The sequence below is a fragment of the Streptomyces sp. GLSS-08 genome (genome assembly GCF_056387915.1).
Map to the genome: position 1 here is coordinate 62040 of NZ_JBWJAQ010000021.1, position 25672 is coordinate 87711.

General features: G+C 71.9%; 18 protein-coding genes and 2 pseudogenes. 16 read left to right on the top strand and 4 right to left on the bottom strand.

The window, feature by feature from the left end; translation table 11 throughout:
- Positions 1 to 217 precede the first annotated feature (217 nt).
- From AC0ZLC_RS28835 to mmpA, 4 genes are all read left to right on the top strand, one after another.
- Positions 218 to 1327, top strand: coding sequence for a WD40/YVTN/BNR-like repeat-containing protein (locus AC0ZLC_RS28835; protein ID WP_476754884.1), 1110 nt, complete (start codon positions 218 to 220; stop codon positions 1325 to 1327).
- 109 nt (positions 1328 to 1436) lie between these two features.
- Positions 1437 to 1760 carry a plasmid stabilization protein gene (locus AC0ZLC_RS28840; protein WP_476754885.1) on the top strand — a complete coding sequence of 108 codons (324 nt, stop codon included), beginning with the start codon at positions 1437 to 1439 and terminating at the stop codon, positions 1758 to 1760.
- 186 nt (positions 1761 to 1946) lie between these two features.
- Positions 1947 to 2639, top strand: a complete 693-nt coding sequence (locus AC0ZLC_RS28845) for an endonuclease V (protein WP_476754886.1) — start codon at positions 1947 to 1949, stop codon at positions 2637 to 2639.
- A gap of 129 nt (positions 2640 to 2768) precedes the next feature.
- The gene (gene mmpA, locus AC0ZLC_RS28850) at positions 2769 to 2924 is read left to right on the top strand and encodes a morphogenic membrane protein MmpA (RefSeq protein ID WP_476754887.1); all 156 of its coding nucleotides are present in this window, start codon (positions 2769 to 2771) and stop codon (positions 2922 to 2924) included.
- 16 nt (positions 2925 to 2940) lie between these two features.
- Here the strand turns inward: mmpA and AC0ZLC_RS28855 are convergent, their stop codons facing one another.
- Positions 2941 to 4119 carry a saccharopine dehydrogenase family protein gene (locus AC0ZLC_RS28855; RefSeq protein ID WP_476754888.1) on the bottom strand — a complete coding sequence of 393 codons (1179 nt, stop codon included), beginning with the start codon at positions 4117 to 4119 and terminating at the stop codon, positions 2941 to 2943.
- A 194-nt stretch (positions 4120 to 4313) separates the two neighbouring features.
- Here AC0ZLC_RS28855 and AC0ZLC_RS28860 point away from each other — a divergent pair, with 194 nt between their 5' ends.
- The 5 genes from AC0ZLC_RS28860 to AC0ZLC_RS28880 are packed head-to-tail and all read left to right on the top strand — an operon-like array spanning position 4314 to position 11107.
- Positions 4314 to 5480, top strand: a complete 1167-nt coding sequence (locus AC0ZLC_RS28860; protein ID WP_476754889.1) for a CaiB/BaiF CoA transferase family protein — start codon at positions 4314 to 4316, stop codon at positions 5478 to 5480.
- Entirely contained in the window at positions 5480 to 6493 is a 1014-nt protein-coding gene (locus AC0ZLC_RS28865; protein WP_476754890.1) for an LLM class F420-dependent oxidoreductase, read from the top strand. Before AC0ZLC_RS28860 ends, AC0ZLC_RS28865 begins: the two co-directional genes overlap by 1 nt.
- Before the next feature lie 12 nt (positions 6494 to 6505).
- Positions 6506 to 7648, top strand: a complete 1143-nt coding sequence (locus AC0ZLC_RS28870; protein WP_476754891.1) for an acyl-CoA dehydrogenase family protein — start codon at positions 6506 to 6508, stop codon at positions 7646 to 7648.
- Positions 7649 to 7677: 29 nt separating this feature from the next.
- The gene (locus AC0ZLC_RS28875) at positions 7678 to 8892 is read left to right on the top strand and encodes an acetyl-CoA C-acetyltransferase (RefSeq protein ID WP_476754892.1); all 1215 of its coding nucleotides are present in this window, start codon (positions 7678 to 7680) and stop codon (positions 8890 to 8892) included.
- A 40-nt stretch (positions 8893 to 8932) separates the two neighbouring features.
- A complete protein-coding gene (locus AC0ZLC_RS28880; RefSeq protein ID WP_476754893.1) occupies positions 8933 to 11107 on the top strand; it encodes a 3-hydroxyacyl-CoA dehydrogenase NAD-binding domain-containing protein in 2175 nt (724 codons plus the stop codon).
- A gap of 135 nt (positions 11108 to 11242) precedes the next feature.
- Here AC0ZLC_RS28880 and AC0ZLC_RS28885 read toward each other — a convergent pair.
- A pseudogene (locus AC0ZLC_RS28885) lies at positions 11243 to 12095 on the bottom strand (MerR family transcriptional regulator).
- A gap of 158 nt (positions 12096 to 12253) precedes the next feature.
- Here AC0ZLC_RS28885 and AC0ZLC_RS28890 point away from each other — a divergent pair.
- Both AC0ZLC_RS28890 and AC0ZLC_RS28895 read left to right on the top strand, forming a co-directional pair.
- Complete coding sequence (locus tag AC0ZLC_RS28890; RefSeq protein ID WP_476754894.1) at positions 12254 to 13720, top strand: amino acid permease; 1467 nt, start codon at positions 12254 to 12256, stop codon at positions 13718 to 13720.
- Positions 13721 to 13841: 121 nt separating this feature from the next.
- Positions 13842 to 14450 (top strand): hypothetical protein, encoded by a 609-nt coding sequence (locus tag AC0ZLC_RS28895; RefSeq protein ID WP_476754895.1) that lies wholly within the window; start codon positions 13842 to 13844, stop codon positions 14448 to 14450.
- 78 nt (positions 14451 to 14528) lie between these two features.
- On the opposite strand, the gene AC0ZLC_RS28900 is transcribed toward AC0ZLC_RS28895, so the two are convergent.
- Positions 14529 to 16031: a M1 family metallopeptidase gene (locus AC0ZLC_RS28900; protein WP_476754896.1), complete on the bottom strand. Its 1503-nt coding sequence runs from the start codon at positions 16029 to 16031 to the stop codon at positions 14529 to 14531.
- 180 nt (positions 16032 to 16211) lie between these two features.
- Here AC0ZLC_RS28900 and AC0ZLC_RS28905 point away from each other — a divergent pair, with 180 nt between their 5' ends.
- The 3 genes from AC0ZLC_RS28905 (at position 16212) to AC0ZLC_RS28915 (ending at position 22149) form a co-directional block, all read left to right on the top strand.
- Complete coding sequence (locus tag AC0ZLC_RS28905) at positions 16212 to 18176, top strand: Xaa-Pro dipeptidyl-peptidase (RefSeq protein WP_476754897.1); 1965 nt, start codon at positions 16212 to 16214, stop codon at positions 18174 to 18176.
- Positions 18177 to 18661: 485 nt separating this feature from the next.
- Complete coding sequence (locus AC0ZLC_RS28910) at positions 18662 to 20206, top strand: pectate lyase family protein (RefSeq protein WP_476754898.1); 1545 nt, start codon at positions 18662 to 18664, stop codon at positions 20204 to 20206.
- Positions 20207 to 20439: 233 nt separating this feature from the next.
- Positions 20440 to 22149: a BCCT family transporter gene (locus tag AC0ZLC_RS28915; RefSeq protein ID WP_476754899.1), complete on the top strand. Its 1710-nt coding sequence runs from the start codon at positions 20440 to 20442 to the stop codon at positions 22147 to 22149.
- A 4-nt stretch (positions 22150 to 22153) separates the two neighbouring features.
- On the opposite strand, the gene AC0ZLC_RS28920 is transcribed toward AC0ZLC_RS28915, so the two are convergent.
- The gene (locus AC0ZLC_RS28920; protein WP_476754900.1) at positions 22154 to 23104 is read right to left on the bottom strand and encodes an FAD-dependent oxidoreductase; all 951 of its coding nucleotides are present in this window, start codon (positions 23102 to 23104) and stop codon (positions 22154 to 22156) included.
- 140 nt (positions 23105 to 23244) lie between these two features.
- Here AC0ZLC_RS28920 and AC0ZLC_RS28925 point away from each other — a divergent pair.
- Positions 23245 to 23660 (top strand): annotated as a pseudogene (locus AC0ZLC_RS28925) (hypothetical protein); the annotation flags it as partial.
- Between the two features lie 115 nt (positions 23661 to 23775).
- The gene (locus AC0ZLC_RS28930; protein WP_476754901.1) at positions 23776 to 25419 is read left to right on the top strand and encodes an ABC-F family ATP-binding cassette domain-containing protein; all 1644 of its coding nucleotides are present in this window, start codon (positions 23776 to 23778) and stop codon (positions 25417 to 25419) included.
- The last annotated feature ends 253 nt before the right edge of the window (positions 25420 to 25672 follow it).

A 25672-nucleotide genomic window follows, 5' to 3' on the forward strand; every position in this document is an offset into this window, starting at 1 on the left:
CTGGCACTTGAGGAGACGATGGAATGAGCCAATCCGTGCACATGAAACTCAAGTGACCTCTGTCACCGAGTTCATTCGGAGGGGCGGACGTTCCGTAAGGTGATCCATTTCTCACCCTGTCGGCTGCGGACGTCCTGGAGAACACCCGGACGCGGCTCCGGGGTTCCGCCGGACGCCATCTGGACGGCACCGGGGGAGTGGGCTAGCTTCGCCCGCCATGAGGCGCTTGGGAAAGACGCGACGCACGAGCCGGACGGTCACCGTGGGACTCTGCGCGGCGGCGCTCGCCGCCGCGCTGGCGGCACCGGCGCAGGCACGGCAGGCTCCGGCGCGACAGGCGCAGGGACGCGGCCCCCAGCCGCACTGGGCCCTCAAGGACAGCGGCACGGACGTGCGCTTCCGCGGGCTGTCCGCCGTGGGCCGGGACACCGCCTGGGTGGCCGGGTCCAAGGGCACCGTGCTGCGTACCACCGACGGGGGCGCGCACTGGCGGAACGTCTCGCCGCCGGGCGCGGCCGGCCTGGAACTGCGTGACGTCGAGGCGTTCGACGCGCGCCGCGCCGTGGTCCTGGCGATCGGCGAGGGCGAGGCGTCCCGGGTACTGCGCACCGACGACGGGGGCGCGACCTGGACCGAGTCCTTCCGCAACACCGACGCCAAGGCGTTCTACGACTGCGTCACGTTCTTCGACCGCCGCCACGGTCTGGCGATGAGTGACCCCGTGGACGGAAGGTTCCGCATCCTGTCGACCGCCGACGGCGGCCGCTCCTGGAAAGTGCTGCTCAGCGCGGGAATGCCCCCGGCGCTGGAGGGCGAGGCGGGGTTCGCGGCCGGCGGACAGTGCCTGGTGGCCTCGGGCCCGCGTGACGTGTGGCTGGCCACCGGCGGGGCCGCACACGCGCGCGTGCTGCACTCCGCCGACCGCGGACTGACCTGGACGGCCGCGGACAGCCCGGTCCCGGCCGGCGACCCCGCGCGCGGCGTCTTCGCCCTCGCCTTCCGGGACCGCACCCACGGTCTCGCCGTCGGCGGCGACTACCGCGCCGACCAGCCGTCACCGCGCGCGGCGGCGGTCACCCGCGACGCCGGACGCAGCTGGACACCCGCCGCCCAGCCCCCGCCCGCCTACCGCTCCGGAGTCACCTGGCTCCCGCACAGCCGCTCCGCCGCGCTCGCGGTCGGTCCCACGGGCACCGACCTGACCACGGACGGCGGCCGCACCTGGCGCACCGTCGACGCGGGCTCGTACGACACCGTGGACTGCGCACCGGACCGGGGCTGCTGGGCCTCGGGCGAGAAGGGCCGCGTGGCACGGCTGGAGGGCTGATCCCCGCTCGCCCCGCGGCAGGGGGCGGCCGTGTGTGCGTGGGCACCCGGGGTACCCGCCCGGTCGGCGAGGGCGGTACCCGTCCCACGACGAAAGGAAGTGAGCCGGCATGCCCCGTGGCTCCAGTCCCAAGCGGGAACGCCAGTACGAGCACATCAAGGAGAGCGCCCGCGACCGCGGCGAGAGCGAGGACCGCGCCGAGGAGATCGCCGCACGCACCGTCAACAAGGAACGCGCCCGCTCCGGCGAGTCGAAGACCGCGAGCCGCACGTCCACGAAGGACATGTCGTCCGGCGAGCGCGGCGGCCGGCGCTCGCACCAGGGCGCCCAGGGCCCCACGTACGACCAGCTGTACGAGGAGGCCAAGCGGCGCGGCATCCACGGCCGCTCGGACATGAACAAGCAGCAGTTGCAGCGCGCACTCGACAAGTAGCGGCCCCCGCCGGCGGATTCGCGCGCGCAACCCGCCGCACCCGGGCACGGTCCCGCGCGACGGCGGGACGGTGTCGCCGTCGCGGCCGCGGGGACCTTCCGTGCGGTACGCGATCGGCGCCCGTACCGGGGCGACGACGCCGGCCGGCGAAGGCGGTCCCGGAGGCCCCGTACCCTCGGCACCACCATGACGACGACCGTAGGAATTCCGGCGGGCTGGCCCGCCACCGAGGCGCAGGCGCGCGCCGTGCAGGACGAGTTGCGGGCGCGGGTGGTGCTCGACGAGCCCGGACCGCAGCCCGGGAACGGCCACGTGACCGGCGTCGACGTGGCGTACGACGACGAGCGGGACGTCGTCGTGGCCGCGGCCGTCGTGCTGGACGCGGCGACCCTCGGCGTCGTCGCGGAGGCCACCGCCGTCGGACAGGTCTCCTTCCCGTATGTGCCAGGTCTGCTCGCCTTCCGCGAGATCCCGACGGTCCTGGCCGCGCTCGACGCCCTGCCCTGCGCCCCCGGCCTCGTCGTCTGCGACGGCTACGGACTCGCCCACCCGCGCCGCTTCGGTCTCGCCAGTCACCTCGGCGTCCTCACCGGGCTGCCCACCATCGGCGTCGCCAAGAACCCGTTCACCTTCTCCTACGAGGAGCCGGGCCCCCGGCGCGGCAGCGCGTCCCCGCTGCTCGCGGACGAGGAGGAGGTGGGCCGCGCCCTGCGCACCCGCGACGGCACGAAGCCGGTGTTCGTCTCCGTCGGCCACCGGGTCGGCCTGGACACCGCGTGCGCGCACACGCTCGCGCTCACGCCGAAGTACCGGCTCCCGGAATCGACCCGCGCGGCGGACGCCCTGTGCCGGCGTGCACTGAAGGAGGCGACGGGCTGACACGCCGGCCCGTCGCCGCCGCCCGCCGAATGAGCCTGCGGGTGTCCACTCCCGGCCCGGTCCTTGAGTACGTGCTCTGAGTAGCTGTACGGATGCGGTGGCCGCCGTGTCATCGGCAGGCTGTACCCCATGACGACGCACCGGTCCCACAGAGCCCCCGTCCCCCCGGTCCACCCCGCCCGGCCCGCCGAGCGCGCCATGACCGCAGCCCTCGTCCTCGCCGTGATCGCCGGACTGGGCTGGATCGGCGGCATGCTCTGCACGGTCCTGGGATGGCCGCTGTAGGTCCGGTGCCACGCGGTCACCTGGTGGCCGCCACCCGGAAGACGATCCCCGCCCGGCGGAGGCGCTCCGTCAGGGCGTCACCCATGGCCGTCACCGTCGTGACCTGCCCGGCGGTCTTCGGGAGTTCGTCGAACGCGAGGGACAGCGCCCCCTCGGCGAGGATCTTCGCGGTCTCACCGTAGCCCGGGTCGCCGCCCGCGACCTCCGTGAAGACCCGGCGCCCGCCACCCTCACCGACGAACCGCACCGAGAACCAGCTCTTCGCCCGCCTGGCCTCGCTCGGCCCCTCGCCGGGCCTGACCCGGCCCGACAACCAGCGCCGGGCGGGCGGCAGTTGGGCCGCCGCGAAGAGTGCGCTCAACGCGGCGACCCCGCCCACGGCGACCGGCAGGTGCTCGACGGCCGCGTAGTGCCGGTAGCGGAAGTCGGGTCCGTACCGTTCCACGGCCCGGGCGGAGCGCTGGACCACCTGGGGGTCGATCGTGGGCAGCGGGAGCGCCCACGCCCCGACCTCCTTGGCGAACCGCGGTGCGCCCTGCGGCGCGTACGCCCGCCGTCCCACCAGACGCGGCTCGTGCCGCCTGCGGTCCCGCGCCGCGGCCAGCACCTGCCGGCCGCGCGCGAACTGGTTGAGCGCCGAGGCGAACGTGCCGCCGGAGAACATCCCCTGGGCGCGGACGAACCCGTCGACGGTCAACGGCACGCCCTCGGGAAGCTGTCGCACCGTGAAGTAGGCGCCCAGGTCGTGCGGGACCGAGTCGAAACCGCAGGCGTGCACGAGCCGCGCCCCGGTCTCCCTGGCGCGCGCGTCGTACCGGACGTACATCAGGTCCACGAACTCCGGCTCACCGGTGAGATCGACGTAGTCGGTGCCGGCGTCCGCGCAGGCGGCCACCAGTTCCTCGCCGTAGGTGAGGTACGGGCCCACCGTCGTGGCGACCACGCGGGCGCTGCGGGCGAGTTCGCGCAGCGACGCCGGATCGGACACGTCGGCCCGCAGCACCCCGATCTCCGAGGTGCCCGCCAGCCGCTTCCGCAGCCGCTCCAGTCTCTCCGTGCTGCGCCCCGCGATCGCCCACCGCAGCCCGTCGGGCGCGTGCGCCGCGAGGTACTCCGCGGTGAGCGCGCCCACGAAGCCGGTCGCTCCGAAGAGCACGATGTCGTACGCCCGATCCGCCCTGTCCTGCATGGTCATGACACCTTTCGTCGCACGTCCCGCGCCGTTCCCGGTGGCTGAGGCTAGCGTGAGGTGCGGTGGGCCGAACGCGGCGGGCTCACAACGGCCGGAATTTGACTAAGCGCTTGCTCGTTCAGGTCTTGTCCGAAGTGGAACGCGTTCTTTAACATCGCCGATGTCACATCGGTGGTGTCACAGTGCTGGGAGCCCGGATGGCAGCGGCAGGAACGGCAGGGCACGGTCCGCTCGCCGGGGTGCGCGTGGTCGAGCTGGCGGGCATCGGGCCCGGCCCGTTCGCCGGGATGCTCCTCGCCGACCTCGGGGCCGATGTCGTCCGCGTCGACCGGCCGCACGGTACGGGCCTCGCGATCGACCCCGCGTACGACGTCACCAACCGGAACAAGCGCTCCGTGGTCGTCGACCTGAAGGCCCAGGACGGGCCGGACCGCGTCCTCGACCTCGTGGAGCGCGCCGACGTGCTCATCGAGGGGTACCGCCCCGGCGTCGCCGAACGGCTGGGCGTGGGCCCCGACATCTGCCACGCCCGCAACCGCAGGCTCGTCTACGGACGCATGACCGGCTGGGGCCAGGAAGGACCGCTCGCCCCGCGCGCCGGGCACGACATCGCCTACATCGCCCTGACCGGCACTCTTGGCATGATCGGCAGCCCGGAGAAGGCGCCCGTGGTCCCCGCGAACCTCCTCGGGGACTACGCGGGCGGCTCGCTCTATCTCGTCGTCGGCATCCTCGCCGCCCTGCACCACGCGCGCGAGAGCGGCAGCGGCCAGGTCGTGGACGCGGCCGTCGTCGACGGCACCGCGCATCTGTCCGCGATGATCCACGGCATGCTGGCCGCCGGCCGCTGGCAGGACCGGCGCGGCGCCAACCTGCTCGACGGGGGCGCTCCCTTCTACGGGACGTACGAGACGGCCGACGGGCGGTACATGGCCGTCGGTGCTCTGGAGGAACGGTTCTACGACGAGTTCGTGGAGCTGCTCGGCATCGCGGACGACGCCCCCGCCCGCACGGACCCGGCGCGCTGGGACGACCTGCGCGCGGCGGTCGCGGCCCGCTTCAGGGCCCGTACCAGGGACGAGTGGACCGCGGTCTTCGAAGGCTCCGACGCGTGCGTGGCGCCGGTCCTGTCGCTGCGCGAGGCCCCCGCCCACCCGCACCTCGCCGCCCGCGGCACCTTCACCGACCACGGCGGCATCACCCAGCCCGCCCCCGCCCCCCGCTTCTCCGCCACCCCCACCTCCGTGCGCCGTGGGCCCGCCCGGCCCGGCGCCGACACCGCAGAGGTGGCCCGCGACTGGGACCTGCCCCAATTGATGGAGGACGGCGACATGCCGCGCCGCGACAGCAAGGACCGCACCTGATGGAGCTCTCCCTCCCGCTCGACTACGCGGGCGACCCCCGCCAGGCCGCCGACGACGTGGCCGCCCTCGAATCCGCCGGGCTGGACGCCGTCTGGGTCGCCGAGGCCTACGGCTTCGACTCGCCCACGGTCATGGGCTACCTGGCCGCCCGCACCGAGCGCGTCAAGATCGGCGCCGCGATCCTGAACGTCTACTCCCGCACGCCCGCCCTCATCGCCCAGACCGCCGCGGGACTCGACGCGGTCTCCGGCGGCCGCGCGCTCATCGGCCTCGGCGCCTCCGGCCCGCAGGTCGTCGAGGGCTGGCACGGAAAGGCGTACGACAAGCCGCTCGGCCGTACCCGCGAGGCCGTCGAACTGACCCGCCGCATCCTGCGCCGCGAGATCATCGACCACCACGGCATCACGGACATGCCCCGCCCCGGCGGCCTCGGCAAGCCCCTGAAGATCCTCACCAGGCCCGTGCGCCCCGAAGTGCCCCTGTACGTGGCCTCCCTGGGCCCCGCCAACGTGCGCATGACCGCCGAGATCGCCGACGGCTGGCTGCCCACCCTCTTCATCCCGGAGAAGGCGCACCAGGTGTGGGGCACGCCCCTCGCGGAGGGCGCCGCACGCCGGGACCCGTCCCTCGGTCCGTTGCAGATCGCCGCCGGCGGACCGCTCGCCATCGGGGAGGACGCGTCGGCGCTGCGCGACCTCGCGCGTCCCAGGATCGCCCTGTATGTCGGCGGGATGGGCGCGCCCGGCAAGAACTTCTACAACGACCTCGCCGTGGCCTACGGCTACGAGCAGGAGGCAGCCCTCATCCAGGAGCTGTACCTCTCCGGGAAGAAGCGGGAAGCCGAGGCGGCCGTACCGGAAGAGTTCTGCGAGCTCATGTCGCTCTGCGGACCGGAGAGTTACGTCCGCGAGCGTGTCGAGGCCTTCCGCGAGGCCGGCGTCACAATGCTGAACGTGACACCCGTCGGCGAGGACCCGGCGAAGTTGGTCGAGACCGTCAAGAACTGGCTCTAGGGGGCTTGGGCAATGAAGCGGCAGATCTTCTCCGCCGAGCACGACGCGTTCCGCGAGACCGTCCGCACGTTCCTCGCCAAGGAGGTCCTGCCGCACTACGAGCAGTGGGAGCAGGACGGCATCGTCTCGCGCGAGGCCTGGCGAGCGGCCGGGAAGCAGGGACTTCTCGGCCTCGCCGTCCCGCAGGAGTACGGGGGCGGCGGCACCGCCGACTTCCGCTACAGCGCCGTACTGGCCGAGGAGTTCACGCGCGCCGGGGCCGCCGGACTCGCCCTCGGCCTGCACAACGACATCATCGGGCCGTATCTGACGGACCTGGCCACCGAGGAGCAGAAGCGGCGCTGGCTGCCCGGGTTCTGCGACGGCTCGCTGATCACGGCCATCGCCATGACCGAACCGGGCGCGGGCTCCGACCTCCAGGGCATCAGGACGCACGCCGAGGACCGGGGCGACCACTGGCTGCTCAACGGCTCCAAGACCTTCATCTCGAACGGCATCCTCGCCGACCTGGTGATCGTGGTCGCGAGGACGACTCCCGAGGGCGGTGCCAAGGGCCTGTCCCTGCTGGTCGTCGAGCGCGGCACGGAAGGATTCGAGCGCGGCCGCAACCTGGACAAGATCGGCCAGAAGGCGCAGGACACCGCCGAGCTGTTCTTCCACGACGTCCGCGTGCCCAAGGAGAACCTGCTCGGCGAGCCGAACGGCGCCTTCCTGCACCTGATGACGAACCTCGCGCAGGAGCGCATGGGCATCGCCGTCGCCGGGATCGCCGCGGCCGAGCACCTGCTGGAGATCACCACCGCGTACGTCAAGGAGCGCGAGGCGTTCGGACGGCCGCTGTCCAAGCTCCAGCACATCCGCTTCGAGATAGCCGAGATGGCGACCGAGTGCGCCGTCACCCGCACGTTCCTCGACCGCTGCATCGTCGACCACGCGAACGGCGAACTCGACGCCGTGCACGCCTCGATGGCCAAGTGGTGGGCCACCGAACTCCAGAAGCGGGTCGCCGACCGATGCCTCCAACTGCACGGAGGCTACGGCTACATGACGGAGTACCGCGTCGCCAGGGCCTTCACCGACGGACGCATCCAGACCATCTACGGCGGAACCACCGAGATCATGAAGGAGATCATCGGCCGTTCCCTGCTCGGCTAACCCCCTGGCCCTCCCCGAAAGGCTTTTCAGTGAGCACCGAAGCGTACGTGTACGACGCGATCCGCACCCCGCGCGGCCGCGGCAAGGCGAACGGCGCCCTGCACGGCACCAAGCCCATCGACCTCGTCGTCGGGCTCATCCACGAGATCCGCGACCGCTTCCCGGGCCTCGACCCGGCCGCGATCGACGACATCGTGCTCGGCGTGGTGGGCCCGGTCGGCGACCAGGGCTCCGACATCGCGCGCATCGCCGCGATCGCCGCGGGACTGCCCGACACCGTCGCCGGCGTCCAGGAGAACCGCTTCTGTGCCTCCGGTCTCGAAGCCGTCAACCTGGCCGCCATGAAGGTCCGTTCGGGCTGGGAGGACCTGGTCCTCGCGGGCGGCGTCGAGTCGATGTCGCGGGTGCCGATGGCCTCGGACGGCGGCGCCTGGTTCGCCGACCCGATGACGAACCTGGACACCAACTTCGTGCCGCAGGGCATCGGCGCCGACCTCATCGCCACCATCGAGGGCTTCACGCGCCGCGACGTCGACGAGTACGCCGCCCTCTCCCAGGAACGCGCCGCCGCGGCCTGGAAGGACGGCCGCTTCGGCCGGTCCGTCGTGCCGGTCAGGGACCGCAGCGGCCTTATCGTCCTCGACCACGACGAGCACCTGCGCCCGGGCACCACCGCCGACTCGCTCGCCGGGCTCAAGCCCTCCTTCGCCGACATCGGCGAACTGGGCGGTTTCGACGCCGTGGCCCTGCAGAAGTACCACTGGGTCGAGGAGATCGACCACGTCCACCACGCCGGCAACTCGTCCGGCATCGTCGACGGCGCCTCCCTCGTGGCGGTCGGCTCGCGCGAGGTCGGCGAGCGCTACGGCCTCACCCCGCGCGCCCGCATCGTCTCCGCCGCCGTCTCCGGTTCCGAGCCGACCATCATGCTCACCGGCCCCGCGCCCGCCACCCGCAAGGCACTCGCCAAGGCCGGTCTGACCATCGACGACATCGACCTCGTCGAGATCAACGAGGCCTTCGCCGCGGTCGTGCTGCGCTTCGTCAAGGACATGGGCCTGTCCCTGGACAAGGTCAACGTCAACGGCGGCGCCATCGCACTCGGCCACCCGCTCGGCGCGACCGGCGCGATGATCCTCGGCACCCTCGTCGACGAACTGGAGCGCCAGGACAAGCGCTACGGCCTCGCCACCCTCTGCGTCGGCGGCGGCATGGGCATCGCCACGATCATCGAGCGCCTGTAACTCCCCAGCGGCCCACGAGACCTACACGGAGACCCTCCTCATGACCGAGAGCACCACCATCCGCTGGGAACAGGACGAGACCGGCGTCGTCACCCTCGTCCTCGACGACCCGAACCAGTCCGCCAACACGATGAACCAGGCCTTCAGGACCTCGATCGCGGCGGTCGCCGAACGCGCCGAGGCGGAGAAGGACTCCATCCGCGGCATCATCTACACCTCCGCCAAGAAGACCTTCTTCGCGGGCGGCGACCTCAAGGACATGATGAAGGCCGGACCCGAGGACGCCCAGCGCGTGTTCGAGGCCGGCGTCGCCCTCAAGTCCTCCCTGCGCCGCATCGAGACACTGGGCAAGCCCGTCGTCGCCGCCGTCAACGGCGCGGCACTCGGCGGCGGTTACGAGATCGCCCTCGCCTCCCACCACCGCATCGCCCTGGACGCCCCCGGCTCCAGGATCGGCCTGCCCGAGGTCACCCTCGGCCTGCTGCCCGGGAGCGGCGGAGTCACCCGCACCGTACGCCTCATGGGCATCGCGGACGCGCTGCTGAAGGTGCTGCTCCAGGGCACCCAGTACTCCCCGCGGCGCGCCCTGGAGAACGGCCTCGTCCACGAAGTGGCCACCACCCACGAGGAGATGCTCGCCAAGGCGCGCGCCTTCATCGACGCCAACCCCGAGTCGCAGCAGCCCTGGGACGAGCCGGGACACAAGATCCCCGGCGGCACGCCGTCGAACCCCAGGTTCGCCGCGAACCTGCCCGCCTTCCCGGCGAGCCTGAAGAAGCAGCTGAACGGCGCCCCCTACCCGGCCCCGCGCAACATCCTCGCGGCCGCCGTCGAGGGCTCCCAGGTCGACTTCGAGACGGCGCTGACCATCGAGGCGCGCTACTTCACCGAGCTGGTCACCGGGCAGACCGCCAAGAACATGATCCAGGCGTTCTTCTTCGACCTCCAGGCCGTCAACTCCGGTGCCAGCCGGCCCGACGGCATCGCACCGCGCCAGGTCCGCCGGGTCGCCGTGCTCGGCGCCGGCATGATGGGCGCGGGCATCGCCTACTCGTGCGCCCGCGCCGGCATCGACGTCGTCCTCAAGGACGTCTCGGCCGAGGCCGCGGCGAGGGGGAAGGACTACTCCGGGAAGCTGTGCGCCAAGGCCGTCTCGCGGGGCCGTACCACCCAGGAGAAGGCGGACGCGCTGCTCGCCCGCATCACGCCCACGGCGGACCCGCAGGACCTCGCCGGCTGCGACGCCGTGATCGAGGCCGTCTTCGAGGACCCGGCACTCAAGCACAAGGTGTTCCAGGAGATCCAGCACGTCGTCGAGCCCGACGCCCTGCTCTGCTCCAACACCTCCACCCTGCCCATCACCGTCCTCGCCGAGGGCGTGGAGCGGCAGGGCGACTTCATCGGGCTGCACTTCTTCTCGCCGGTCGACAAGATGCCGCTCGTCGAGATCATCAGGGGCGAGCGCACCGGTGACGAGGCGCTGGCCCGCGCCTTCGACCTGGTCCGCCAGATCAACAAGACCCCGATCGTCGTGAACGACTCGCGCGGCTTCTTCACCTCGCGCGTCATCGGGCACTTCATCAACGAGGGCGTCGCGATGGTCGGCGAGGGCATCGAGCCCGCGTCCGTCGAGCAGGCGGCGGCCCAGGCTGGTTACCCGGCGAAGGTGCTCTCGCTCATGGACGAGCTGACCCTCACCCTGCCGCGCAGGATCCGCGAGGAGTCCCGGCGCGCCGTCGAGGAGGCGGGGGGCACCTGGGCGACCCACCCGGCAGAGGCGGTCATCGACCGCATGGTCGACGAGTTCGGCCGCACGGGACGCAGCGGGGGAGCGGGCTTCTACGAGTACGGGGAGGACGGCAGCCGCGGCAGGCTGTGGCCGGGACTGCGCGAGCACTTCACGAAGCCGGGGCACCGCATCCCGTTCGAGGACATGCGGGAGCGCATGCTCTTCTCCGAGGCGCTCGACACGGTCCGGCTCCTCGAAGAAGGGGTCCTGACGTCCGTGGCCGACGCCAACATCGGATCCGTCCTCGGGATCGGCTTCCCGGGCTGGACGGGCGGCGTGCTCCAGTACATCAACGGGTACGAGGGCGGACCGGCCGGCTTCGTGACGCGCGCACGCGCACTCGCCGAGCGCTACGGCGAGCGGTTCACGCCGCCCGCGCTCCTCGTCGAGAAGGCGGAGAACGGCGAGACGTTCAGCGACAAGTAGCAGCGGCAGCCGGCACGCGTGGCGCACGGCACGCATCGCGCAGCCGCATCGCAACGCGTAGCCGGCATGCGTCGCGCAGCCGCCACACATCGCGCAGCCGCCGCGCGTGGCGGCTGCGCGTGGCGGCAAGGTGGCTCAGGACTCCCTGAGCCACTCCCGCAGTTCCTCCTTGAGGGAGCGCTGGAAGGTCGTCAGCAGGGCCTGCACCACGAGCGGCTGCATGTGCGCGGACAGGGACTTCACGGCGGCCACGGACTCCCGTCCGCCCACCGCTTCCCGCAGCAGGGTGGACAGCTCGTGCGCGGCCGCCCGCGAGTGCTCCAGCAGGACGGTCCGCGCCGCGAGGATCGCCTCGGGCGCGATCGGCACGTCGAGGAGCTGGACGCCGAGCCGCAGCAGTCCCGGATCCGCACGGAACCCGCCGGGGACGGGGACGATCAGGTCCATCGCGGTGAGCCGGTCCAGGTCCGCCGCGTCGAGCGGCCGGCCCGCCCGCCGCTCCAGTTCCTCCCGCGACATCTCCTCCGCCGTGTCCGGCGCCCACGAGGCGACCACGGCGCGGTGGACGGCGAGGTCCTCGGCGCTCAGGCCCGGCGGCAGCCGCTGGAGGTGACGCTCGATCGCGGCCAGCGTCATGCCCTGGTGCCGCAACTCCTCGATGAGCGCGAGCCGGCCCAGGTGCTCCCCGCTGTAGTGGCCCACGCGGCGGGGGCCGATCACGGGCGGCGGCAGCAGACCCCTGGTGCTGTAGAAGCGGACCGTACGGACCGTGACGCCGGCCCGCGCGGCCAGTTCGTCGACCGTGAGCGTCGGCTCCCCGGTGTCCGTCGTCATGGCAGCCCCTCGCCTCTTCGGGTGGTGCGGTGGTCCGGTGCAACAGTATTGCTGTCTCACCAGAGTGGTGAAAGCACGCCGGAGCCGGCCGGCACCCGGACCGGAGGGTGCCGGATGCACGTCCCGGGACATCTGTACAGGCCCTGATCAGCATGTGAGATGTGCCGCTATGTGACATCGGCCACCGCATGCGGGGTGATCTCTGAGGGAAGGTGGCGCCTTGGTCTGTGCCAGGAGTGGGACGGTGCGGGCCGGACACATCCCGACACCCGCGTACGCCGTGCGCCGGGGCATTAGAGAGTTGATCCACCCGTGAGCAAGGACGCCGTAGACACGGCCAGGGCCGTATCCCGCCCGGAAGCCGCCGGTACCCCCGCGGACGCGGGCGACGCCGGGTACAGCAAGGACCTCAAGGCCCGCCACGTCAACATGATCGCCATCGGCGGAGCGATCGGCACCGGACTCTTCCTGGGTGCCGGCGGCCGGCTCCACGACGCGGGCCCCGCGCTGGCCCTGGCCTATCTCGTCTGCGGCGTCTTCGCCTTCTTCGTCGTGCGGGCCCTGGGCGAGCTGGTCCTCTACCGGCCCTCCTCCGGGTCCTTCGTGTCGTACGCGCGCGAGTTCCTCGGCGAGAAGGGCGCCTACGTCGCCGGCTGGATGTACTTCCTCAACTGGTCCACGACCGGCATCGCGGACATCACCGCGATCGCGCTCTACACGCACTACTGGAGCCTGTTCACCGACATCCCGCAGTGGGTGCTCGCCCTCGTCGCGCTCGCGGTGGTCCTGGCCGTCAACCTGATCTCCGTCAAGATCTTCGGCGAGATGGAGTTCTGGTTCGCGATCGTGAAGGTCGCCACCCTCGTCGCGTTCATGCTGGTCGGCATCTTCCTGCTGGCGACGCGGCACGAGGTCGGCGGCACCACCCCGGGCGTGGGCGTCATCACCGACCACGGCGGCATCCTGCCGCACGGAGCCATGCCCGTCGTCCTGGTGATGCAGGGCGTGATCTTCGCGTACGCCGCCCTGGAACTGGTCGGTGTCGCCGCGGGCGAGACCGCCGAGCCGGAGAAGGTCGTCCCGCGCGCGGTGAACTCGATCATGTGGCGGGTCGCGCTCTTCTACGTCGGCTCGGTCGTCCTCCTCGCCCTGCTGCTGCCCGGCTCGGTCTACTCGGCCGGCCAGAGCCCCTTCGTCACGGTGCTGTCGAAGATCGGCGTCCCGGCGGCCGGTGACGTGATGAACCTGGTGGTCCTCACCGCGGCCATGTCCTCGCTGAACTCCGGCCTGTACTCCACCGGCCGCATCCTGCGCTCCATGGCCATGGCGGGCTCCGCGCCGAAGTTCACCGCGAGGATGAACCGCAGCCAGGTCCCCTACGGCGGCATCCTGCTGACCTGCGCGGTGTGCGTGCTCGGTGTCGTCCTGAACTACCTCGTGCCGAGCCAGGCCTTCGAGATCGTCCTGAACGTGGCGTCCCTGGGCATCATCAGCACCTGGGTGATCATCATGATCTGCCACCTGGTGTTCGTCCGCCGCGCCAAGGAGGGCCTGCTGACCCGCCCCTCGTTCCGCCTGTGGGGCAGCCCGGTCACCGAGATCGTCACGATCGCCTTCCTCGTCGCCGTGCTGGGCCTGATGGGCAAGGACCCGGAGGTCGGCCGCAAGACGCTGCTCCTCATCCCGCTCGTCGCGGTGCTGCTGGCCGGCGGCTGGTTCGCCGTCCGGCGCCGCGTCGCGCAGTCCGCGGACCAGGAGCTGACCCGGATCGCCGGGTAGGTTGCTCGAGGCACGGGTGCGGCGGCATCCCGCGGTCCGGTACGGCCACAACGGTGAATTTCGGTCAACTATGGCGCAGATGCGCGTTGGTTTCGCACATGTGAGCGGGTAGGTCCCGGACATGGATTTCCTTCCGCACCCGGCGCGTCCGGCCGGCCCGAGGGCCGCAGACCTCCTCCTCGCGCTGCCGCTGTTCGCCGTGGTGTACCTGTGCCTCGCCCGCGCGCTGCCGCCGCTGCACCGGACCCTCGGGACCCGGCGCGAGGCGGCCGGGGGCGCCGCGGAGCGGGCGGACGCGGTGCGGGCCGCCGCCGCGGCCGAACGGTCCCGGACGCACAGGCTCCTGGCCGCCGCGGAGCACGACGCGGCCCGCACCGGGCGGCGGGCTGACGACGCGGCCCGCATCCGGCTTCGCGCTGACGACGCTGCCCGCACTCGGCTTCGGGCTGACGACGCCGCCGGCACCGGGCTTCGGATTGACTACGCGGCCCGCACCGGGCGGCGGGCCCCCGAGGAGGGTGCCGTACCGCTCGCCGTGCCGCCAGCCGCGTCCCGCGAGGACGGCCGCCGCGAGCGGGACGCCCGCGCCGCGCGGGCACGGGCCCGCGGCGCGGCCGAGCGGCGCGCCGCCGACACCGAGCTCCGGATGTCGGTGTCCGAGCTGGCCTCGGAGCTGGCGGGCCGCATCGCGGGCGGGCCGGGACCCGTCCGGGCCGAACCCGGGCGCTGACCGGCGGCGCCACGCAGAGAACCGTCCGCCCGCCCGGAAGAGGGCGGACGGACGGGGGAAACCCTGGCCGGGGCGGTGTCAGTGCACGGAGTCGGTCGCGGCGATCTTCTTCCAGGACCTGGGCCGTGCGGGCGCACCTTCCGCGCCCTTCGTTCCCGCGTCCCGCGCGATCGCCGCGTCCCGCGCCGCGGGCGCGCCCGGCTTCGACGGCTGGTACAGCCAGGCGTCGAAGAGCGAGCCGAGCGAGGTGCCGGACACCTTCTCCGCGTACTTCCGGAAGTCGTCGACGGACGCGTTCCCGTACGCGTGCTCCTTCGGCCAGCCCTTCAGAACGGCGAAGAACGCGTCGTCCCCCACCTCGTTGCGCAGCGCCTGCACCGCCAGCGCGCCCCGGTCGTAGACCGCGATGTCGAACTGGTGCTCAGGACCCGGGTCACCGGGCGCCACCGTCCAGAACGCGTCGCCCGCCGGGTGCGACGCGTACACGTAGTCCGCGAGTTCCTGCGCCGTGCCCTCGCCCTCGTGCTCCGACCACAGCCACTGCGCGTACCGCGCGAAGCCCTCGTTGATCCAGATGTCCTTCCAGCCGGCGAGGGACACGCTGTCGCCGTACCACTGGTGGGCCAGCTCGTGCACGACGACGGACGTGTTCGACCCGCCCGCGAACTGGCGGGGGCTGTAGAACACCCGGGTCTGGGTCTCCAGCGCGTACCCGGTGGTGGTGTTCGGGACGTACCCGCCGACCGAGTTGAAGGGGTACGGGCCGAAGTAGCCGGTCAGCCAGTCGGTGATCTCCGCGGTCCGTTCGACGCTCGCCCGGGCGGCCCCGTCGTTGTCCCCGAGGTCCTTGCTGTACGCGTTGACGACGGGCACGCCGTCGGACGTCGTCCCCGTGGTGAGGTCGAACCTCCCGACCGCGAGCGTGGTCAGGTAGGTGGCCTGCGGCTTGTTGGAGCGCCAGTTGTAGCGGGTCCAGCCGAGCCGTGAACTCGTCGACTGCAGCGTTCCGTTGGAGATCGCCTGCGTCCCGTCGGGCACCGACACGGAGACGTCGTACGTCGCCTTGTCCCGCGGGTGGTCGTTGCTCGGGTACCACCACCAGGCCGCCTCCGGCTCGTCCGCCGCGACGGCGCCGTCCGGGGTGCGGTGCCAGGTCGAGAAGCCGTACGCGGTCTTCGTGGACGGCACTGAGCTGTAGCGGACGACGACCGTGACCGGCGTGCCCTTGGCGAGGGGCCGGGCCGGCGTGATCTCCAGCTCGTGCTGTCCCGACGTGGCGAACGACGCCTTCGCGCCGTTGACCCGCACCTCGCTGACGTCGAGCAGGAAGTCCAGGTCGAACCGCGACAGGTCCTGCGTCGTCGTCGCCAGGAGGGTCGCCGTGCCTTCCAGCTCGTCCGTCTTCGGCTGGTACTTCAGCCGCAGGTCGTAGTGCGAGACGTCGTACCCGCCGTTGCCGTAGGCCGGGTAGTAGGGGTCGCCGATACCCGGGGCGCCGGGGGAGGCGCCGGCCGCCGATGCCGGGATCGCCAGCAGGAGGGAGGCCGCGAGCGCGCCCGGGGCGATGAGTCTGCGGTGCACAGGAGCTCCAAGTCGTAGGGTCACGGAGTCTGTTCGGAGACTATTCAGCCGCCGCGGCCACGGTCATGTCCACGGCCCCACCCGTCACACGATCGCCATTCGGCCGACATGAGCCATCACGCCGTACGCACCCGCAAGAGTCCCCTTTTGCACGGGAGTTGACCGGGGTACCTTCCGCGCATGCCGATACGTGCGCGCCATTGGCGCCTCACCACCTGGAGATCGCTCGCGACGGCGGCCACCACCGCCCTGCTGGCCGCCTTCGTGTCCCCCGCCGTCGCCCACAGCGCGCCCCGGGAGAGCACACCGGTCTACTCCTACGAGAACGCCATCCGCGAATCCGTATGGGTCGACACCGGACTGGACGGCGACGGCGACGGGAAGCGGGACCGCGTCGCCGTCGACATCGTCCGCCCCCGCGAACCCGCCCAGCGGGGCCGCAAAGTGCCCGTGATCATGGATGCCAGCCCGTACTACTCCTGCTGCGGGCGCGGCAACGAGAGCCAGAAGAAGACGTACGACGCGAACGGCCATGTCGTCCGGATGCCGCTGTTCTACGACAACTACTTCGTGCCGCGCGGGTACGCCTTCGTCGGTGTCGACCTGGCCGGCACCAACCGCTCCGACGGCTGCGTCGACGTCGGCGGCCGCTCCGACGTCCAGTCGGCGAAGGCCGTCGTCGACTGGCTGAACGGCCGGGCCAGGGGCTACACGACCCGCACCGGAGCCGACCGGGCAGGGGCCGGCTGGACCAACGGCAGAACCGGCATGATCGGCAAGAGCTACGACGGCACGATCGCCAACGGCGTGGCCGCCACCGGGGTCGAGGGCCTGAAGACGATCGTCCCCATCAGCGCCATCTCCTCCTGGTACGACTACTACTTCGCCAAGGGCGCCCCCCTCTACGACTCCGGCCCCGAGTGGCTGTCCGACTACGTGGAGAGCCCGGACGCCCGCGCCCGGTGCGCCGCCGTCCAGCGGAAACTCGTCGACGAGGCACCGCGCACCGGCGACCGGACCTCGCTGTGGACCGAGCGCGACTACGTGCGCCACGCCGACCGGGTGCGGGCCAGCGTCTTCCTCGTCCACGGCATGCAGGACCTCAACGTCCGCACCCAGCACGTCGGACGGTGGTGGAGCGCCCTGGCCAGGAACGGCGTCGAGCGCAAGATCTGGCTCTCCCAGACCGGCCACGTCGACCCCTTCGACTTCCGCCGCGCCGCCTGGGTCGACACGCTGCACCGCTGGTTCGACCACGAACTCCTCGGCTACGACAACGGCATCGACGACGAGCCGGTGGCCGACATCGAGCGCGCCCCCGACACCTGGGTCACCTCCGGCGTCTGGCCGCCGCGGGGGACCGACGGGGTGCGCCTGCATCCCGGGAAGGGTGCCAGGCCGGGCGTCGGCACCCTCGGACTCCGTACGAGGTCCGGGACCGAGACCTTCACCGACGACCCGCGACTGAGCGAGAGCGACTGGGCCGCCCACATCGACGGCCCGACCCCCGAGAAGGCCGGGTTCACCACCCCGACGCTGACCCGCGAACTGCGACTGTCCGGCTCGTCCCAGGTCATCGTCACCGCCACCCCGACCACGTCGACCGCGCACCTCTCCGCGGTCCTGGTCGACCTCGGCCCGGACACCATCCGTGACTACGCCGCCGCCGGGGAGGGCATCACGACGCTCACGGAACGCACCTGCTGGGGCCCGAGCACCGCTGGGGACAGCTCCTGCTTCAAGGAGACCGCGGCGAAGAACGCGGACGTCGACTACACGGTGGTCAGCCGCGGCTGGGCCGACCTCGGCAACCACGCGTCCGCCGCGAAGGGAGTCCCGCTCACCCCGGGCAAGGCCTACACCATCACCCTGGACCTGGCCGCCACCGACCACGTCGTGCCGGAGGGTCACCGCCTCGCGCTCATCGTCGCCGGCACCGACAAGGACCTCATCGACCCGCCGTCGAGCACGCCCACGCTGACGCTCGACCTGTCCCGCACCTCGGCCCGGATACCGCTGGTCGGCGGTGCCGGCGCCTTCCGCTCCGCGACGGTGGACTCCACGGTCACGCCGCGTCCGTCGGTCCTCGACGGCGTACGCGACCCGAGCGCCCCCCGCCGCGTCCCGGGCGACGGCGCCCGGTAACGCCCCTCCCTCGTGCCCCGGCCGTGGCGGTCACCGCCACGGCCGGGGCCGTCCTGCGAGCTGATGCACTGCGTGGCGGGTCGGCTCCGCAGAGTTCATGAATGTGAACTTCGTTCAGTGTTCAGGTTCTCCACGAGCCGCGGACCGTGACGGCGCACCCTTCGTCACGTGCCGGTATGCCCCCCGCATCCCCGTGTCAGCGGCACTGAGGCGTCACCTGGCGGCGAGGGTGACGTCTTGCCGGTGACCCATCGCTCGCGGAGCGATGTTCGAGCATGTGAATCCGATTCGGTCAGGACCCTTGCCACTCCATGGGGGCCCACTTATCGTCTGCGGCTGGAGAAAGCGCTTTCCAAGGTAGGGGGAAAGCTGGAAGGCGGCCTTCGCGGAGGCCGCCGCACGCGTCGGTCCTCGGTCAACCGCACCGGCTCCAACTGTTCGCAGGGCACGACGAATGAGCAGACCACGGTGAACCAGGAGTGAGAATGAGACGACCACTCGCACTGAGACTCTCCGCCGCGTCGGCCGCCATGGCCGCAGCGGCCGCGGTCGGTGTGGCGCTGACGATGCCCGAGGCGTCGGCGGCGACCGGCAGCGCCACCGGCTACGCGACCCAGAACGGCGGCACCACCGGCGGGGCGGGCGGGCAGACCGTGCGGGCCACCACCGGAACCGCTATCAACGCGGCTCTGTGCGCCCGCGCCGGCAGCAGCACGCCCATCACCATCCAGGTCGAGGGGACCATCAACCACGCCAACACCGCGAAGGTGTCCGGCGACAGCTGCAACACGGCCGCCGGAGTGATCGAGCTGAAGCAGGTCAGCAACGTCACCATCGTCGGCGCCGGCGGCGGAGCCGTCTTCGACCAGCTCGGCATCCACATCCGGGAAGCGAGCAACATCATCATCCAGGACGTGACGGTCCGGAACGTGAAGAAGTCCGGCTCGCCCACCTCCAACGGCGGGGACGCCATCGGCATGGAGGGCAATGTCCGCAACGTCTGGGTCGATCACACCACCCTCGAAGCGTCCGGAGGAGAGGACGAAGGATTCGACGGCCTCTTCGACATGAAGGACAACACCCAGTACGTGACCCTGTCGTACAGCATCCTGCGCAACTCCGGGCGGGGCGGCCTCGTCGGATCGAGTGAGAGCGACCTCTCCAACGGCTTCATCACCTACCACCACAACCTCTACGAGAACATCGACTCCCGCACCCCTCTGCTGCGCGGTGGCACGGCACACATCTACAACAACCACTACGTGGGCCTCGGCAAGTCGGGCATCAACTCCCGCGCCGGCGCCAAGGCCAAGGTGGACAACAACTACTTCCAGGACTCCCGGGACGTCCTCGGCACCTTCTACACCGACGCGACCGGCTACTGGCAGGTCAGCGGCAACATCTTCGACAACGTGACCTGGTCCGGCCCCGGCACCGACAACCACCCCGCCGGCCCGGATCCGCAGTCGAACACCACGGTCGGCATCCCGTACGCCCACACCCTCGACGCCGCCGCCTGCGTGCCCGACATCGTGCGCCGGACGGCGGGTGCCGGCACCGGTCTGCAGGTGTCGAACGGCAGCTGCGGGGCCCAGACGCCGACGCCGACCGCGACTCCCACCTCGCCGACCCCCACCCCCACGGCGACGCCGACACAGCCCGGCGGGACCAATCTCAGCCTCGGTGCCGGCTCCGACGGTTCGAGCAAGGCCGACGGCACGAGCTACGGCAACGTCCGGGACGGCAACCTGAGCACCTACTGGTCACCGGCCGGCGCGACCGGCTCCGTCTCCATCAAGTGGGGCTCCGCCACCACCGTCTCCAGCATCAACATCCGTGAGACATCCGGATCCGCAGGAAGCATCGGCTCCTGGAGGGTCCGCAACGCCGACAGCGGCGCCGTCCTCGCCTCGGGCAGCGGCGCGGGCCTCATCAGCTTCCCGCGGGCCTCCCTCAGCAAGATCACTTTCGAGATCACCGGTTCGACGGGAGCGCCGAAGGTGGCCGAGTTCGAGACCTACGGGTCGTAACAGCGCACTCTTCGAGACCCGAGGGCGGGTGGCGTCACGAGGCCCCGCGCCACCCGCCCTCCTCGTCGGCACGGCCGCGTTCCAGCGGCTGTCGCTGGAACGGGGCCCGCCCTCCTCCGGACCGGACGTCGGCACCGACTGCGCCACCCCTCGCGCGCGGCGGTGCGTGCGGCGGGTCGTATGGGTGTTATGAGGCAATAATGCCCATACGGCTTCCAGGGGAAGGTGCGGCGATGACAAAGGACCTGAAAGAACGGGGCGGCCGGGGAGATCCGTCCGACGTCCCCGGCGGCACCGGGCACCGGACGGACCGGGTGGTGTTCGGCGTCACCGCCGCGCTGACCCTGGCCTTCGTGATCTGGGGCGCGGTCGCGACGGACTCCCTGGAGAGCGTCTCCACGAAGATGCTCAACGGCCTGATCCACAACGGCGGCTGGGCCTTCATGCTGGCCGCCTCGTGCTTCGTGGTCTTCGCGCTCTGGCTCGCGGTCAGCCGCTACGGCAGGATCCACCTCGGCGCCGAGGGCGAGAAACCCGAGTTCCGCACCGTGTCCTGGGTCGCGATGATGTTCAGCGCCGGCATGGGCATCGGCCTGATGTTCTACGGCGTGAGTGAACCGCTGTCGCACTACACCACACCTCCGCCCGGCACCTCGCCCGCCGACTCCGGTGAACGCATGGAGACGGCAATGGCCACCACCCTCTTCCACTGGACGCTGCACCCCTGGGCGATCTACGCGGTGGTCGGCCTCGGCATCGCCTACAGCACCTTCCGCAAGCGCAGGCGCCAGACCATCAGCGCGGTCTTCACCCCGCTCATCGGCGAGAAGCACGCCAACGGCACCGCGGGCCGGGTCATCGACATCCTGGCGATCATCGCCACCGTCTTCGGCTCCGCCGCCTCCCTCGGCCTCGGAGCGCTGCAGATCGGCTCCGGATTCAAGGAGCTGGACTGGATGGACAAGGTGAGCACGGGACTGCTCGTCGCCATCATCGCGGTCCTGACCGTCGCGTTCGTCGCCTCGGCGGTCTCCGGCGTGGAGAAGGGCATCCAGTGGCTGTCCAACATCAACATGGTCCTGGCGCTGGTGCTCGTCGTCTTCGTGTTCGTCGCGGGCCCCACCATCATCGTCCTCGACCTGCTGCCCACCTCGATCTTCGCCTACCTCGGCGACCTGCCCCAGCTCGCCGGGCGCACCGAGGCGGCCGGCGGGGAGGGCGTCGCCGACTGGCTGGGGAGCTGGACGGTCTTCTACTGGGCGTGGTGGATCTCCTGGACGCCGTTCGTCGGCATGTTCATCGCCCGGATCAGCCGCGGCCGCACCATCCGGCAGTTCGTCGGCGGTGTCATCCTCGTCCCCAGCAGCGTCAGCCTGGTCTGGTTCGCCGTCTTCGGTGGTACGGCGATGAAGCTGAAGGAGGGCGGCGCGCTCCGCGGTGAGTCGACCCCCGAGGGTCAACTGTTCGGCGTGCTCCAGGAGTTCCCGGTCGCGACGGCGTCCAGTCTGCTCGTGATGATCCTCGTCGGGATCTTCTTCGTGTCGGGCGCCGACGCCGCGTCCATCGTGATGGGCACGCTCTCCCAGCGGGGCGCGCTCGAACCGGCACGTCTCGTCGTCGTGTTCTGGGGTGTCGTGACCGGCGCCGTCGCCGCCATCATGCTGCTCGTCGGAAGCGGCCAGGGCGACGCGCTCACCGGCCTGCAGAACCTCACGATCCTCGCCGCCGCGCCCTTCGTCCTCGTCATGATCGGCATGTGTGTCTCCCTCATGCGGGACCTGCGCAGGGATCCGCTCGTCGTGCGCGGCGAGATGGCCTCGGAGGCCGTCGAACTCGCCGTGATCGAGGGGCACAGGAGATACGACGGCGACTTCGAGATCAGGGTCGGCCCGGGGGCCGGCACGGACACGGAGGGAGACCCGCTCGGGCACGACCACGGCTGAGGCGTCAGCGGCAGGCGAGCCCGGCCGCCTCCCGCGCACATCCCCAGGCCACGGTGACACCCGCACCCCCGTGACCGTAGTTGTGCACCAACAGCCGTCCTTCGGGCAGCACTTCGCGTTCCAGACGCACCGAGTCGCGCACCGGGCGCAGCCCCACCCGGTGGCCGAGGACACGGGCTCCGGCGATCTCCGGTCGCAGCGCAGTGCAGCGCTCGACGATCCGCGCGGCCGCCGCGGGGTCGGGCGTCAGGGACCAGTCGTCCTCGTCGGTCGTGCCGCCGAGGATCAGCCGGTCCGGCTGCGGGAACAGATACGTGGTCGTCCCGGCGGGCGCGTCGGTCGAGACCACGTACGTGCGCAGGCCGGGGTTCTCCACGATCACCAGCTGCCCGCGCACCGGCCGCACCGCGGGATCCGGGACGAGGTCGCGGGCGCCGAGCCCCGTGCAGTTGACGACGACCGGCGCCGCCGCCTCCGCCAGGTCCGCCACCGTGCGCGCCTCGACCGTCCCGCCGGCCTGGAGGAGGCGCTCGCGGAGCCACCGCAGATGCACCGGCATGTCGATCAGCGGCAGCCGCGCCCACAGTGCCGTCCCCGCGTACTCCTCGGCCGTCGCCGCCCGTACTCCCGGCACCTGACTGATCCACGGGTCCCGAGCGTCCAGCCGGGTCTCGCCCTGTACGCCCTCGACCATGCGTACGCCGGTCTCCGCGGGGCGCTCCGCCAGTTCCGTGTACACCGACAGCGAGTGCAGGGCCCACGCGCGGGCCGACTCCGCCGGCTCGATGCGGTACGGCCACCACAGGGCGCCCGCAACGGCCGAGGTGGTCAGCTCGGCGGGCTCCCGCGTCCACACCCGGACCCGTAGGCCGCTCTCCGCCAGCACCACGGCCGTCGTCAGTCCTATGACGCCGCTGCCGACCACGATCACGTCACCGCTCACAGCTTTCTCCACGCGGGGACGGTAGCGGAACATGTCCTCGCGTGCTCCCCTCACCGCCGGCCCGGGAGTACTCGCGGCATGTCTGCCGAGTACGCGACCTTCGGCCTGGCACCGGCGATGCGTGCCGGTGGAGTCCTCGCCGACGGTGACCTGCCGCCGTACGCCGGTCCTTCGAGCGTGCGCGCGCCGACGTCGCGTACGTGGACGGCCTCGCGCCGATCGTCCCGCTCCTGGTCGCCCGGATCGAGAACGCACTGGACCGCAGCCCCCCGGGAGCGCCGCCGCCTCACCGGCCTGGTCGCCGCCGGCGGCGGTGCGGACGTCGAGGTCACCTCCGCGTGCCGTGTCCGTCTCACCGCCTACCGGCTGGACCGCCTGTACTGCACGCGCGCAAGAGATCTTCGACGGCGTCCCCTGGCGGCCGGCCACCACCGGGCTCCCGCTGGATGCCGGAACGGTGAAGGACCGGTCCTTCCTCGTGGCACGCACCTCCGGGAGCGTGCTGGTGGCGGCGACGGCCCGCTCAGCACGGACGTGCTTCCGCGGACTGTGCCGGTCGAGGCGATGACCCGCGGAAGGCGGAGGCGCCGCTGCCGCGGCTGAGGCCGGTGCGGGGCCGTGTCCGTCCGGCCGGAAAACCGGGGCGGGAGCGGGCGGGCCGGGCCGTTAGGATCGGCGTTCTGATGACTGCCACTCTCGTCGCCAAGAATCTCGCCGCCGGACACGGCGACCGCTCACTCTTCTCCGGGCTCGACCTCGTCGTCGCGCCCGGCGACGTGATCGGGCTCGTCGGTGCCAACGGCGCCGGCAAATCCACCCTGCTGCGGCTGCTCGCCGGGCTCCTCACCCCGGAGGAGGGCGAGCTGCGGCTGTCCCCGCCCGGCGCGTCCGTCGGGCACCTGCCGCAGGAGCCGGAGCGCCGGCCGGGCGAGACCGTACGGGACTTCCTGGCCCGCCGTACGGGCGTGGCCGAGGCGCAGCGGGCGATGGACGAGGCCACCCAGGCCCTGGTGGACGGGGCACCGGGCGCCGACGACGCGTACGGCACCAGCCTGGAGCAGTGGCTGGGCCTCGGCGGCGCCGACCTCGACGAGCGGGCCGAGGAGGTCGCCGACTCCCTCGGGCTCGGCGTCGGACTCGACCAGCCGATGACGTCCCTGTCCGGCGGCCAGGCCGCCCGCGCGGGCCTCGCCTCGCTGCTCCTGTCCCGCTACGACGTGTTCCTGCTCGACGAGCCCACGAACGACCTGGACCTGGACGGCCTGGAACGGCTCGAACGCTTCGTGAGCGGCCTGCGCGCCGGCACCGTCGTCGTCAGCCACGACCGCGAGTTCCTCAGCCGCACCGTCACCAAGGTGCTCGAACTCGACCTCGCGCAGCAGGAGATCACCCTGTACGGCGGAGGCTACGAGGCCTACCTCGAAGAGCGTGAGACCGCCCGCCGGCACGCCCGCGAGGACTACGACGAGTACGCCGACAAGAGGTCGGCGCTCGAAGGGCGCGCCCAGATGCAGCGCTCCTGGATGGACAAGGGCGTCAAGAACGCCCGGCGCAAGGCGAACAACGACAACGACAAGATCGGCCGCAAGTTCCGCAGCGAGGCCAGCGAGAAGCAGGCCGCGAAGGCCCGGCAGACCCAGCGCATGATCGAGCGGCTGGACACCGTCGACGAGCCCCGCAAGGAGTGGGAGCTGCGCATGGAGATCGCGGCGGCGCCCCGGTCGGGCGCGGTCGTCGCCACGCTGCGGGACGCCGAAGTGCGGCGCGGCGACTTCACGTTCGGGCCCGCGACGCTCCAGATCGACTGGGCGGACCGGGTCGCCGTCACCGGAGCGAACGGCGCGGGCAAGTCGACGCTGCTCGGCGCCCTGCTGGGCCGGGTCCCGCTGGACGCGGGGCACGCGGCCCTCGGCTCCGGCGTGGTCGTCGGGGAAGTCGACCAGGCCCGCAAACTGTTCCACGGCTCCGAGTCCCTGCTCGATGCCTTCAGCGCGGCCGTCCCGGACACCGAACCTGCCGAAGTGCGCACCCTGCTCGCCAAGTTCGGCCTCAAGTCGCACCACGTCCTGCGCCCCGCGGCCTCCCTCTCACCGGGCGAGCGCACCCGCTCGGCGCTGGCGCTGCTCCAGGGCCGCGGCGTGAACCTCCTGGTCCTGGACGAGCCGACCAACCACCTCGACCTGCCGGCCATCGAGCAGCTCGAGTCGGCCCTGGAGTCGTACGAGGGCACGCTGCTCCTGGTCACCCACGACCGCCGGATGCTGGACGCGGTCAGCACGACCCGTCGTGTCGAAGTGGCCGACGGCAAGGTCACCGAAAAGCGCTGACCGGCCCCCTCCCCGGGAGTACCCGGGAGAGGGCCGTGAGTCCCGACCCGGTGCCGGCCCGCCCGCCCCGGACGGCGCCCGGCAACCGTGCCGGCCCGCCCACCCCGGACGGCGCCCGGCAACCGTGCCGGCCCGCCCACCCCGGACGGCGCCCGGCAACCGTGCCGGCCCGCCCGCCCCGGACGGCGCCCGGCAACCGTGCCGGCCCGCCCGCCCCGGACGGCGCCCGGCACCGGTGCCGGTCCGCCCGCCT